Below are 13,064 nucleotides of genomic sequence, written 5' to 3'. Positions count from 1 at the left end.
ATACAAGCTGTTGAATCTAGTGTCGGAGAGCATTTTCATCGATTCCCAAAGAGGTGCAGGCCTGAGGGTAGCTATATTGGGCCACTACACTTTCTATCTCTGAAATTTCTTGATATAGGTAAGATGCCTTTCAGGTATGTTTACTTGTAACATTACCGGCACTAACTACGATCACATTAGAGGTAATCATGTACTCAGATGTACAACTTTTTATCAATGGCGAGTGGTGTAGTGCGTTAGCCGGCAAGACGATTCCAGTGATTAACCCGGCGACAGAAGAGATCATTGGTCATATCGCTCACGCCGAGAAGGTTGACCTCGATTTGGCTATCGACGCAGCAGAGCATGGCTTTAATGCCTGGAAGGCAACTCCTCCATTTGAACGTAGCAAAGTGATGCGCCGAGCCGCGGAACTCTTACGCGAGCGTGTTGACAAGATTGCTATGATCATGACAACCGAGCAGGGCAAGCCGCTGGCACAGGCGCGTATGGAGACGCTGGGTGCCGCCGACACCATCGACTGGTTCGCTGAAGAAGCGCGACGTACCTATGGGCAAGTCATTCCTTCGCGGCAGGCTAATGTTCAGCAGTTGGCAGTAAAAATACCAGTTGGCCCGGTGGCTGCTTTTACACCTTGGAATTTCCCGATCAACCAAGTCGTTCGTAAGTTATCTGCAGCGCTGGCGGCGGGCTGCTCTATTATCGTCAAGGCGCCGGAAGATACTCCCGCGGCCCCCGCCGAGCTGATCCGTGCCTATGCTGATGCTGGTGTGCCGGCAGGTGTCGTCAACCTTGTCTTCGGCATACCTTCTGAGATTTCTGAGTATCTAATTTCACATCCCTCCATTCGTAAAATCTCTTTCACTGGCTCAACCGCAGTTGGCAAGCATCTTGCGGCGTTAGCAGGCCAGCATATGAAAAAGGCAACAATGGAGCTTGGCGGTCACGCACCGGTAATCGTCTTTGAAGATGCCGATCTTGATGCTGCCGCTAAGCAGCTTGCTGGCGCCAAGTTCCGCAATGCTGGCCAGGTATGCATCGCGCCGACACGCTTTCTCATCCAAGAAAGCATCTACGAGAGATTTATTGATAAGTTCGTTGCCGCTGCTAGCGAAATCAAAGTTGGCAATGGCCTCAATGAAAATACGACTATGGGGCCGATGGCCCATCAACGAGGACTTGAGTCGCTCGAACGTTTCGTTAACGACGCGATAGAGAAAGGCGCAAAGGTCCGTCTCGGCGGCAAGCGTCTTGCCCAAAAAGGCTTTTTCTTTGAGCCCACTGTCCTTTCCGAGGTTCCAATGGATGCCAATGCAATGAGCGAAGAGCCCTTTGGTCCACTGGCATTGATGGTACCTTTCTCGACGTATGAACAGGCAGTTATAGAAGCTAACAGATTGCCCTACGGGCTTGCCGCTTACGCCTATACGCGCTCCAACGCAACCGCGATGGCACTGGGGCGTGATATCGAAAGCGGTATGTTGACTATCAACCACATAGGCTTTGGCCTGCCTGAAACTCCATTTGGTGGCGTAAAAGACTCGGGTTATGGTACTGAAGGCGGTAGCGAGGCGATCGACGCGTATCTTGATACGCGATTCATCTCACAAGCAGGGGTGTGAACAACTTGACCGTGCATTCTCAAAAGGGGGTCGAGCGGGTATTTTATTTACTGCTTGCAGGATAGCTTTGGCGCTTGGTGGCCGACCACTGCTGAAAGAGGCTTGGTTCTTCTTTTTTCGCTCACAGCAGCTTGCCGGGATTGAATAGCCCCTGTGGATCCAGTGTCGCCTTGATGCGTTCCATCATGGCCAGGGTGACGGGGTCCTTGTAGCGGCGCAACTCGGTCCGCTTGGCGAGTCCGATACCATGTTCTGCTGAAATAGAGCCGTTCATGTCAGCGACCAGGTCGTGAACGGCACGATTAAACCGGGGCGTCAGGTCCATGAATGTAGCAGCGTTCATGTCTACAGGTTGGCTGATGTTGAAGTGGAGATTGCCGTCACCGACATGGCCGAAGGCGCAAATGCGGGACGCAGGAAGGATCGTTAGACAGGCAGCACTCGCGGCCTCGATGAAATCCGCGATGCTCGACACCGGAACGGAGATGTCGTGCTTGATCGATGCACCTTCAGCTGTTTGTGCTTCCGCGACACCTTCACGCAGCCGCCATAACGCTTTGGATTGCGTGCTGCTAGTCGCGATAACGGCATCGCGGACTACGTCATTCTCGAAGGCGTCTGCCAAGGCTACTTCCAGTCGTGCATTTAGATCAAGGTCGGCATCCGGTGTCGTCAGTTCGATCAGCGCGTATGACGCGTAGCTCAGGTTGAAAGGGTCACGTGCACCATGAATATGAGAAAGCACGACGTCTATTGCAAAGCGTGGCAGGAATTCGAAAGCTGTCAGGGCATCGCTGAGCCGGTCCCGCAAATGTCCGTACAGTGCCAGCACCTGGTGCGGAGAATCACAGCCGACCAGGGTGGTGGCTTTACCCCGGGGCAGGGGGAAAAGCTTGAGAACGGCAGCCGTGATGATGCCCAACGTGCCCTCAGAGCCGATGAAGAGATGCTTAAGGTCGTATCCGGTGTTGTCCTTGCGTAACGCCGTCAAACTGTTCATGACACTACCGTCGGCTAATACCACCTCCAGACCGAGCACCAGATCACGAGCGTTCCCATATCGCAGTACATTGATACCGCCGGCATTCGTGGCCAGATTGCCCCCAATCTGACATGATCCCTGTGCGGCAAGCGACAAGGGAAATAGGCGTCCGGCGTCCTGTGCGGCGTCTTGTACTACCTGCAGGATGCAGCCCGCCTCCACGGTGATGGTGGCATTAGTAGGATCGATATCACGAATGCGATTCATGCGCCCCAAGGCAACGACGATACTCTGCTGCGGTACGCCGCCGCCGACTAGTCCTGTATTCCCGCCTTGTGGTACCAGCGGAACGTTATGCTCGCGGCACTGCTCGACAATGAATGCAACCTCGGCGGTACAGGCCGGCATCACCACAGCTAATGCATACCCCGGATACAGTCTGCGCTGTTCTTGGACGTAAGGAAGCATGTCGGATTCCTCGGTCAGTACGTAGTCTGCCCCGAGTTGACCAACCAGCGTGCTGAGTAACTCCTCAGTGATTGTTTGTCGGTTCAAAGCGTCAGACATGTATGCTCCAGTGGGGGAGAGTATCAAAGACATGAATGTCAGTCGCGCTTAGCGCGACGCTACTGTGCGATGGTGCTTCGCGTCAAAATGCATTCGGGATCGGTAGATATTTCGCAGCTTTAAAATCGACAGTCATGGCTTATAGGGTATGGCCGTCCAGTAGTGGGAAACCGCCACTAAAATCTTCGATTTAGTGGACAGAGGATATCAATATCCAAGAGCTGGATTGACCACATAGTCCAATGTTTCGCCGCGACGGTGCCGCTGGATATTTTCACACACGACAGGGATACATGCTTCTATCCGCGTAATGCATGCAATGTGCGGCGTCAGAATAATGCGCGGATCGTTCCAGAAGGGATGTTCCTTAGGTAACGGTTCTGGATTGGTTACGTCGATTACAGCGCTGCGCAACTTGCCGGAATTAAGTGCCGTAATCAACGCTTCGTGATCCAGCTGCTGGCCACGGCCGGCATGAACAAGTGCAGCGGAAGGCGGCAACTGGTCAAACAAGCCTGCATTCAGGATATCTTTGGTCGAATCGGTCAAGGGCAATAGGCAAATCAAAATGTCCGCTTGCGCCAGAAAAGGGCCAAGGCCGTTTTCTCCATGGAAAGTAGTTACGCTGGCAATATCATGTGGGCTACGTGCCCACCCTGACAGCGTAAAGCCGAAAGGCGCTAGCGCGTCAAGGGCACTGCGACCAAGATGCCCTAATCCCATGACCCCAACGCGCCTGTCCGCTGCAGGCGGTGGCACCGACACTTGTTGCCAGACTTGATGTTTTTGTTGGTCGATATAGCCGGGCAGGTCACGGTGTAGCGCTAGCACTGCCATGGTAATGTATTCCCGCATCATGGCAGCGTGATCATCAGCGACTAGACGAACCACCGGCACACTGTCAGGAAGCTCCGCCATATTAAACTGATCCGCACCCGCACCCAGCGAGAAGATCACTTCGAGAGCTGGCCAGCCAATCTTGATATCTTCGGGAACACTCCAAGTTAGCATATAGCGTACGGCGGCCTGATCGAAGTCTTCGCCAGCAAGAACCACTTCAAGATCGGGAATCAGGTCCGCGAAAAGACCTCGCAGAATTTCTCCACGCCTGCGATCCATGTTGGCCAGAAATGTCATACGAACTCCCTCAAAAATAATCGTATCTCAGGCGGGATCAGTGCGCGCGTCCAACGCGTCACGCAAACCGTCACCAATGAAATTGAAGCTGGTCACTGCCATGGTGATGGCAATGCCAGGGATAATTGCTAGCCAAGGGGCCGTGGCTAGATATTGCTGCGCGCCGTTCAGCATATTTCCCCAGCTGGGCAGCGGGGGCTGGATTCCGTAGCCAAGAAAACTGATATAAGCTTCCAGCAGGATAGCCCGTGCGACGGTCAGGGTTGCGGCGACAATGATCGGGCCGACCAGATTAGGCAACAATTCACGAAACATGATATGCATGTTGCTCAGACCCAGCATTCTCCCCGCTAGGACAAAATCACGTTCACGGAGGGATTTCACCTCGGCTTCGACGATGCGGGCTATTTCCATCCAGCTTGTGACGGCGATAATGACGGTGATCATTACGGGGCTAGGATTGATGAAAGCTGCTAGCGCCAGCAAGAGAAAGATCGAAGGAAAGGCCAAAAAAGCATCTACAAAACGCATGAGAACCGAATTGACCGTGCCACCATAGTAACCTGCAACGACACCGATCACAGTCCCGATCAATGTCGATAACACCATCGCAAAGAATCCAACCAGCAACGAAATCCGCCCCGCCATTAGCAACCGGGCTGCAATATCTCGCCCAAGCGGGTCGGTGCCAAGGTAGTGATCGCCTGTAAGCGGCGCGGCAAAGCGGGCAGGCAGGTCGATGAACAAATTGTCATAAGGCAACAGATATGGACCAAAGATGCAGGCCACGGTCAGTATCAGCAGCATCAAAACGCCGATCATTGCCAATCGGTGGCGGGCAAACCGTTTCATGCCACGGCTGTTCCACCAATGGTGGGAATTCTGTGAAATCGAGACGGCTGTCATATCGTCGTTTCCTTCAGCGTATCGCTCGTCATGCCAAGCGGATGCGGGGATCGATGGCGGCGGCAACAAGATCGGCGATCAAATTTCCCAATAGCACAATGATTGCCGAGAACATCAACAATCCCATCACAACGGGGTAGTCGTTGTAACTGAGGCTATCGAGAAACAGACGCCCCATGCCCGGCCAGGTGAAAACTGTTTCGGTGATCAGCGCCCCGCTCAGCAGATTAGGTAGTTGCATCCCCGCGAGTGTGACCATCGGTAACAGCGCGTTGCCCACCACATGCTTCATCAATATGCGCCGCTCACTTACACCCTTGGCGCGTGCAGTCTTGACGAAATCCTGATTGATCACGTCCAGCGTCGCGGTACGCATATAGCGGCTCCAAATTGCAATGTTGACCAGGGCGAGGACGATGCTGGGAAGAATGAGGTGATGCAGGTAGTCCAAAACAGATTCGTTGCCAATCGTGTACATATTGCCAGCGGGCAACCATCCAAGCTCCAGTGAAAAGATATAGATGCCGACGAGGCCAAACCAGAAAGTGGGTATCGAAAGAGCAATCATCGCACCGACAGTGGCGGTATAATCGAAGGCTGAATACCGATGCGTAGCACCCCTAATCCCGATCCAAGTGCCCAGTGCGATTGCGATCACCGTAGAGCTGATCATAAGCAGGAAAGTCGCAAACATGTGTCTGCTGATCACCTTGAGAACTGGTTCCTGATCACGATAGGAGATGCCCCAATCACCTTGAAGCATCCGCCAGGCCCAGTCGAGATACTGAATCGGCAAGGGCCGATTCAGTCCCATCTGCTCCGCTATTCTGTTCATGGTTTCTTGCGTCATACCAGGCGTCAGCGCGAATTGCGATAACGGCCCGCCGGGTGTGAGGTGTAATACGCCAAAGCCAATCATCGATACGATAATCAGCAACACGATGCTTTGTCCGAGGCGTCTTAGTAGGTATCCGGCCATCTTTCTTCCTATCCATCGCGCCCGCAGTCTGTGCGAGGTCAGGCCGGGAGCTATGCTACGCCCCCGGCAGGTTTCTTATTTGTTCCAGTAGTATTGGGCAACATTCCAAGTATCAATACGGGTGTTGATATTGGGTTCAATACCTTCGATACCTTCCTTGTGACCACGGACAGTCGCGTATTGGAACATGGGCAGCAGTGGCAGATCTTCGCGGATCACTTGCTGGACCTCGCGGTAAATCTCTTTGCGCCGTTCCTGATCAAATATTTCCCCAGCCTCTTTCAAAAGTTCATCGACCTCAGGGTTTGTATACTGAGCCGTGTTCGCCCCGCGCCCACCTTGAGCTGGAATGGCGTCAGAGGAGAAACGCACCGTCACATCAGCATCAGCGCCAGTCGTAAAAACGACGCCGACGATGACTGAATCGAATTCCGACATTGTCCAATATTCACCCCACATGACTGCGGGCGGCAGGTTTTCGATTGACATTTCTATGCCAATCTGGCCGAGCGACTGCTGTATAAACTGCTGTGTCTGTTCGCGAAGATGGTTTCCCGAAGTGGTCGAATTGCTGAACGATAGTCTCACGCCATCTTTTTCGCGTATGCCATCTTCACCGGGCATCCAGCCAGCATCGTCAAGAAGCGTGTTTGCCCGTTCAGTGTTGTACTCGTGTTTTGGAAGGTCGGGGGTATAGTAGTAGGACTGTTGGGGAAGATAGCTTTCCGTCGGTGTCGCCAGTCCGTAATAAAGCGCTTCAATGATCGTCTGCTTATCAATCGCGGCATAGATTGCCTCGCGCACGGCCGGATCTCGGAATTGCGGCTTTTCCATATTTAAAAACATCGATTCCACGGTTGATGTAGGCACAACCTCAACCACCCGACCTGCCAATGACTTTGCCTCAGCGTAGTTGTCAGGAGAAATGTACTGATTGCTGATGATGTCGATGTCACCGCTTTTGAATTGAGTGTAGAGAACGGTCAGATCCGGGATGTATTTGAAAATCAGCCGTTCAACATAAGGACCGTCAGCAAAGTAATCCTCGTTCGCCACCAATTCGAGATGGTCGCCCGCCCTACGACTACCCCACTTGAAGGCACCGGTACCTACTGGAGCTTGATTGAAAGGCGCATTGTTGCGGTCTTCCAGCGGCTCGAGAATATGCTTAGGAACCATCATCGTCTCGACAAGGATGGACATGTAAGGAGCAAAAGGCTCTTCCATCCGCCACTTGATCTCGGTAGGGGAGATCACTTCAATGTCGCGGATAAGATCATGGCCCGTGGTGCGCCAGCTGCGGAAGTTCGGGTCAAGGATCAGCTCTAGCGTAAATTTGACATCCTCAGCAGTGAACGGCTCTCCATCATGCCATTTAACGTCGTCTCTCAGCTTGAAGCGCCAATTCAGGCCGTCCTCGGACAGTCCGCCATTCTCGATAGTCGGCACTTCGGTCGCCAGCGCAGGAATGAATTCACCATCGGGGGTGATGCGGACAAGCGCATCGAACAAAGATAGCTGAACGCCGTCATCCACTTCGATGCGGGGCATCAGAGGGTTGAAAACAGTAGGCTCTTGGCTAACACCCACCACGATCTGGCCGGTTGGCGCACTGGGTGGGCTGGCAAACGCAGGGCTGACCAGTAGATTGGGCATAAAGACACCAGCGGTGCCCACCAAGCCCATCATCTTGAGTGCATCGCGTCGGCTGGGATTCGTGAAATTCATGTTGATTTTCTCCAGATCGATTTCATTTAGTATTATTGTGAGCTGCGTTCTGCACCGGGTATGGCGGCCACGAGTTCGCGGGTGTAGGCGTTTTGAGGGGCGTGAAAAATCTGTGACGGCGGGCCAGCTTCCACTATCCTACCCTTATGCATCACTAGAATTTCATCACAAATCTGGCTGGCGACGCGCAGATCATGGGTGATGAAGAACATCGCCACCTGGGTCTTTTGTTGTATTTGATCGAGCAAATCAAGAATCTGAGCCTGGATTGATACATCAAGCGCCGATACCGCCTCGTCTGCGACCAGCAGGTCAGGGTCAAACATCAGGGCGCGGGCGATCCCGATACGCTGTCGCTGCCCGCCGGAAAATTCGTGCGGATAGCGCCCATACGCCCCCGCATCAAGCTCGACTTGTTCAAGAATGCGAAGCGCTTTATTGCGTGCTTCAGTGCGGTTCATTCCTTGTGCAATAGGACCAACTGTCAGGATGTGACCAATGGTCGAACGTGGATTGAGTGAGGCAAACGGATCCTGGAATATCATCTGGATCTTGGGGCGCAGCGTCCGGAATTCGCTTTCCTTCATAGGGGCGATGTCGGCACCGTTATACATCATCCTGCCATTGTCGCTTGCCATTAATTTGATCAAAAGGCGGCCAAGGGATGTCTTGCCCGATCCGCTTTCACCAACCACACCTAAGGTTTGTCCTCGACGCAGCACGAAGCTTGCATTTTGCACTGCAGCAACGGTGCGCTCCTTGCTGAACCAGCCGCCACCACTCCGGTAAGTCTTGCTCAAATCCTCGACCGTCAACACGATATTATCCTGGTCGGTCTCAGGAAGTTTCTGTACGACATCACTGCCTTTTTTCTTCAGGCCGGGGACGGCTGCGATCAGGCGTTTCGTGTAGGGATGTTTCGGGGCACTGAATATCTCTTCGGCACTAGCATGTTCGACGATCAATCCTTTTTCCATCACGATCACTTCGTCAGCAATCTCGGCAACTACCCCAAAATCATGGGTAATGAACATCACACTCATGCCCTTGCGGGTCTGGATATCGCGAATCAGGTTCAGAATCTGTGCCTGCGTTGTCACATCAAGCGCGGTGGTAGGTTCGTCTGCGATCAAGATCGCAGGCTCCAGGGCCAAAGCCATGGCGATCATTACACGTTGGCGCTGGCCGCCCGAAAGCCGGAAGGGGTACTGATGTAGCATCTCTTGCGGCTTTGGTAGGCCAACTTCTTCTATAAGCTCAAGCGCACGGGCAACGCGTGATTTAGGCGTACCTTCCCCATGTGACGCCAACACTTCAACCACTTGATCGCCGATGGTCATCAGCGGGTTCAGCGCCGAAAGAGGATCTTGGAAGATCATTGACACCATCCGCCCTCTCAACTTACGCAGATCTTTCTGGCTGGCCTTCAGAAGATCCTCGCCCTGGAAAGTGATTTGGCCCGAAGACACACGAATTGCCGGTGGTAACAGCCCCATGAGTGTGTTGGCAGTAACAGATTTTCCGGATCCCGATTCACCGATAACGCATAGGATTTTTCCGCGCGGCAAATCGAACGAGACATCTTTGACTGCGTATTTACGCTCCATACCATACGGCAGATCAACGGTCAGGTTCCGAACTGACAGTATTACTTCCTCGGCTGGAATTTCGCTTTCAGAGCGTGGAGTCACCTGTACGTTACCTCCATAGGCACGAGTTCAGCATGTAAACTTAAGCTAGCAGCATTAAATTCAAAAATGAACACTTTTAAATAATATACTGAAAAACACCTTTCAATATGGCAAGATTTTTCAACACTATGAGTATATGCTTAAAATAATCAGAATTATCTTTCATTATTAAACTGAACAGTAGGCTACTTTTTTTGCCTGCTAAGACATCGCATAAGGCGCTTATGTCAGATCAAGAAACACATGCTCCAGACGACGCGCCCGGCTCGATTGGAGAAACGTTCAGGCAATTGCGTCATGAACAAGGCATCTCACTAAGGGAGCTGTCGGAAAAATCGGGCGTATCGGTCGGAACGATCAGCCAGATTGAACGCGACATCGCTAACCCTTCAATGAGAGTTCTGACAGCAATCCGGCGTGCACTGAACATTCCGATGCAAGTGATGTTCGGGGACGATTCAGGGGATGCCGCTGAAGAAGGTGGAGGCGAGGATGCCCCCCCTTTCCTGCGTCGTGCAGCAAAGCGGCCGCGTATCGACATTGGATCGTTACAAAAAGAATTGTTGACGTCAGGGGGTAACCACAACCTGCAAATCATGATTCTGACGATAGAGCCTGGCGGATCGTCAGGCAACACTGCGCTCAGTTATCCTGCCGAGAAAGGGGGCCTTGTCCTCGAAGGGGAATTGATGCTGACTGTTGATAATCGCGAGGCGCGCCTTGAAGAGGGTGATAGCTTCGTATTCAACAGCGCACAGCCGCACGGTTTCCGAAATGATAGCAACCGGACTGCGCGGATCCTTTGGGTCATCGGCGCCGTGCAGTTTGACCGACACCTCTGACGCAGCAAATACCGCTAAGTATCCTGTACCATTACAAAGGTGTTCTCAATGTCTTCTGATCACGTCCCACTCAAGACGACTCCCTATTGGTGGGAAGCCGCCCCAGTCCAATCCCTACCAGAGAAACCTTTGGAAAAGGCGGTCGACGTGGCCATTATTGGCGCAGGCTATGCGGGGCTTAGTGCAGGTATGACACTGGCCCGTGCGGGCCGGACTGTAGCAATATTCGACCGCCAGCATCCTGGCGAAGGAGCGTCATCGCGCAATGGCGGCATTACCAGCGGCAACATTCGGCTCGACCATGCAACGCTAGTGCGAAAATTTGGCGTTGAACGCGCTACCGCGATTGAAGCAGAAGGCAAACAGGCTCGTGAGCACCTTTACAGCATGATTGCCGAGGAAGGCATTGATTGTGATTTTAAGCCTGTCGGACGGTTCAGCGGTTCGATGGGCGCAAAGGATTACGAAAACGCTGCTCGGGGCGCGGAAAAGCTGCACCGCACGCTGGGTATCGAAGCCTACGCTGTTCCCTATGGGGAGCAGCGGGACTACATCGGCACTGATTTTTTCCGGGGTGGAACGGTCCGAATGGACATCGGCGGGCTGCACCCTGCGAAATTCATTGCTGAAATGTTGCGCGTGGCGCAGACGGCAGGGGTAACTATTCACTCCGACACGGCCGTGGAACATATTACACCTGATAATGACAAGTTCATTATCAAAACGGCGCGAGGACAAGTCACTGCACGACAAGTGATGATCTGTACCAACGGCTATACCGATAAGGTAGATCCATGGCTGCGCAGGCGTATCGTGCCCGTACGTAGCCGCATCATCGCTACCGAGGAGCTGCCAGCCGATCTGATGGCAAAGCTCATGCCACGACAGATGATGATGAGTGACACGCGCACCCTTGGCTTTTACTTCCGCCCCTCGCCAGATGGAAAGCGGATCCTATTCGGCGGGCGAGATGGCACCACTTTGGATGAACCCACAAAACCTGTCGCGCATCTGAGGTACAACCTAGTATCGATATTCCCCGAACTGAATGAGAGCGCAGTTACACACACTTGGTTCGGCAACGTTGGCATGCATCGAGATATGATTCCACGGATCTTTGAGCGCGATGGCATAGTTTATGCCACAGGCTTCTGCGGATCGGGCGTTGTCTGGGCTCCATGGATCGGCCGTAAGGCAGCGCAGAAACTGCTAGGTAACACAAACGAGGCACCATCGGCATTCGATTTTCGCGCACCAACAGCGGTGCCGTTTTACCATGGGAAGCCTTGGTTCATGCCGTTGTTCATGGCCATGTACAAGATGCAGGACCGCTTAAAGCTGCTCCGCGAAGGACGGTAATGAGAAGAGTTATGCTGGTCGCTGCTCACGGCAACGATAAATTGTAAAAAATGGTGTGTTATTCACCTGAGCCGTTAGTAAACCCGTTAACATTCGCTCTGCCGTCAGTACATTGGTGGGGAGCACTACGCGTTTAGTGATCTTGGCAACAGTAGATGGCACCACTGCCTAGCGGCGACCGTTGGCTTCAGCGACAAGTTTAATGAGGTGCCACATTCACTGCGCCTGTCCATGACTAATGACCTGAGCAAATAAATAGTGAAGCATGCCGAGATCACTCATAAGACAGGTACGACGATTCACTTGGCCCTGGGCAGCGGGGTACTAATGAGAACACCAAAGGGCTTTTGAGGCAGTACCTGCCGAAGGGTACGGATCTTTCAGTCTATGAGCAGGAAGAACTCGGCGGGATAGCCACTCACTGAATATACGACTACGAATGCCAATGGACGTCTACGCCGAGATGCTCAGTAAATCCGTTGCCGATCCGAAAACTCTTTAATGGCGTTACACTTGGAACTTAAGGCCACCTAGATAAAGGAGCTGGTTAATGGTTTGCATAATCAACACCAGCATAGTGCCCGCAAAGCCTACTAAAGGGATGTCGATCACTTTTATCTAGGCCAGCGCATGTAGGAACTCCATCGCCCCGCTTGAAATCAAACATGGCATATTATGGCGAAGTAACCAAACACCACTCAGATCCCAATACTGAGGATGGGCATACAGAAATTGATCGCCTGAGTTTTATTTACTGAGAGATTTAACAACAAGTCCCAAAATACCGCCACGTATATGCTCGCCCTCTTGGGTTTTATAGGCGATAGCTGGAATGTTAAACCCAGGCTCCTAACAACAGAGCAATTTCTTCATTACTCAGAAACGGAGAATTAAAGATTTAGCGCATTAGAACTTGGCCGAAATCTGTGAGACGAAAACACTTGTCAGTCCGATACAGACCATTAAGTGAATCCGCATAAGTTATGGTGTATAAAGCGAGGCTTATAACAAGGGAGATGCACCATGTCTCGTCGCTTGCGCTTCATTTCTTTGACGCCCGACCAGCAACCTATCGTTAATGACGCCTACCAGCATGGTGAAAAGAGAGCACTACGCCGCAGAGCCCACGCCATCTTGCTCAGCCACAAAGGCCATACGATTAACCAGATTCGCGACATCCTCGGGGTTAAACGCGATACGGTGTCTACTTGGTTATCCCAATGGGAAAAAGACGGTATTGAAGGCCTTCAA

Annotated in this window: 10 protein-coding genes and 1 pseudogene; 5 read left to right on the top strand and 6 right to left on the bottom strand. The window is 52.5% G+C overall.

The window, feature by feature from the left end; all coding sequences use genetic code 11:
* The first annotated feature begins 188 nt into the window (after positions 1–188).
* Positions 189–1,622, top strand: coding sequence for an NAD-dependent succinate-semialdehyde dehydrogenase (locus tag ACQKE4_RS03260; RefSeq protein ID WP_427386879.1), 1,434 nt, complete (start codon positions 189–191; stop codon positions 1,620–1,622).
* A gap of 121 nt (positions 1,623–1,743) precedes the next feature.
* Here ACQKE4_RS03260 and ACQKE4_RS03255 read toward each other — a convergent pair whose 3' ends face one another.
* The 6 genes from ACQKE4_RS03255 to ACQKE4_RS03230 form a co-directional block, all read right to left on the bottom strand.
* A complete protein-coding gene (locus tag ACQKE4_RS03255; RefSeq protein ID WP_427386878.1) occupies positions 1,744–3,171 on the bottom strand; it encodes an FAD-binding oxidoreductase in 1,428 nt (475 codons plus the stop codon).
* A gap of 207 nt (positions 3,172–3,378) precedes the next feature.
* Positions 3,379–4,308 (bottom strand): 2-hydroxyacid dehydrogenase, encoded by a 930-nt coding sequence (locus ACQKE4_RS03250; protein WP_427386877.1) that lies wholly within the window; start codon positions 4,306–4,308, stop codon positions 3,379–3,381.
* 27 nt (positions 4,309–4,335) lie between these two features.
* Positions 4,336–5,214 (bottom strand): ABC transporter permease, encoded by an 879-nt coding sequence (locus ACQKE4_RS03245; protein ID WP_427386876.1) that lies wholly within the window; start codon positions 5,212–5,214, stop codon positions 4,336–4,338.
* A 28-nt stretch (positions 5,215–5,242) separates the two neighbouring features.
* Positions 5,243–6,193, bottom strand: coding sequence for an ABC transporter permease (locus ACQKE4_RS03240; RefSeq protein ID WP_427386875.1), 951 nt, complete (start codon positions 6,191–6,193; stop codon positions 5,243–5,245).
* A gap of 75 nt (positions 6,194–6,268) precedes the next feature.
* Entirely contained in the window at positions 6,269–7,921 is a 1,653-nt protein-coding gene (locus ACQKE4_RS03235; RefSeq protein ID WP_427386874.1) for a peptide ABC transporter substrate-binding protein, read from the bottom strand.
* A gap of 32 nt (positions 7,922–7,953) precedes the next feature.
* Complete coding sequence (locus tag ACQKE4_RS03230; protein WP_427386873.1) at positions 7,954–9,612, bottom strand: ABC transporter ATP-binding protein; 1,659 nt, start codon at positions 9,610–9,612, stop codon at positions 7,954–7,956.
* Positions 9,613–9,836: 224 nt separating this feature from the next.
* Between ACQKE4_RS03230 and ACQKE4_RS03225 the strand changes: the two genes are divergently transcribed.
* From ACQKE4_RS03225 to ACQKE4_RS03210, 4 genes and pseudogenes are all read left to right on the top strand, one after another.
* On the top strand, positions 9,837–10,454 hold the full coding sequence (locus tag ACQKE4_RS03225; protein WP_427386872.1) for a cupin domain-containing protein: 618 nt from the start codon (positions 9,837–9,839) through the stop codon (positions 10,452–10,454).
* Positions 10,455–10,502: 48 nt separating this feature from the next.
* Complete coding sequence (locus ACQKE4_RS03220; protein ID WP_427386871.1) at positions 10,503–11,813, top strand: NAD(P)/FAD-dependent oxidoreductase; 1,311 nt, start codon at positions 10,503–10,505, stop codon at positions 11,811–11,813.
* A gap of 88 nt (positions 11,814–11,901) precedes the next feature.
* Positions 11,902–12,315, top strand: a pseudogene (locus ACQKE4_RS03215) (IS30 family transposase); the annotation flags it as partial.
* 521 nt (positions 12,316–12,836) lie between these two features.
* Positions 12,837–13,064: helix-turn-helix domain-containing protein (locus tag ACQKE4_RS03210; protein WP_427386870.1), on the top strand; the 228-nt coding region annotated here is incomplete at its 3' end.

Origin of the sequence: Halomonas sp. NPDC076908 (genome assembly GCF_050269715.1) — a bacterium.
GTDB lineage: Bacteria > Pseudomonadota > Gammaproteobacteria > Pseudomonadales > Halomonadaceae > Vreelandella.
This window is presented reverse-complemented; position numbering and strand designations above follow the sequence as displayed.

Coding starts and splice junctions, on each gene's coding strand:
- ACQKE4_RS03235 (WP_427386874.1), bottom strand. CDS start 7,921: ATGAATTTCACGAATCCCAGCCGACGCGATGCACTCAAGATGATGGGC.
- ACQKE4_RS03255 (WP_427386878.1), bottom strand. CDS start 3,171: ATGTCTGACGCTTTGAACCGACAAACAATCACTGAGGAGTTACTCAGC.
- ACQKE4_RS03245 (WP_427386876.1), bottom strand. CDS start 5,214: ATGACAGCCGTCTCGATTTCACAGAATTCCCACCATTGGTGGAACAGC.
- ACQKE4_RS03225 (WP_427386872.1), top strand. CDS start 9,837: ATGTCAGATCAAGAAACACATGCTCCAGACGACGCGCCCGGCTCGATT.
- ACQKE4_RS03240 (WP_427386875.1), bottom strand. CDS start 6,193: ATGGCCGGATACCTACTAAGACGCCTCGGACAAAGCATCGTGTTGCTG.
- ACQKE4_RS03220 (WP_427386871.1), top strand. CDS start 10,503: ATGTCTTCTGATCACGTCCCACTCAAGACGACTCCCTATTGGTGGGAA.
- ACQKE4_RS03250 (WP_427386877.1), bottom strand. CDS start 4,308: ATGACATTTCTGGCCAACATGGATCGCAGGCGTGGAGAAATTCTGCGA.
- ACQKE4_RS03260 (WP_427386879.1), top strand. CDS start 189: ATGTACTCAGATGTACAACTTTTTATCAATGGCGAGTGGTGTAGTGCG.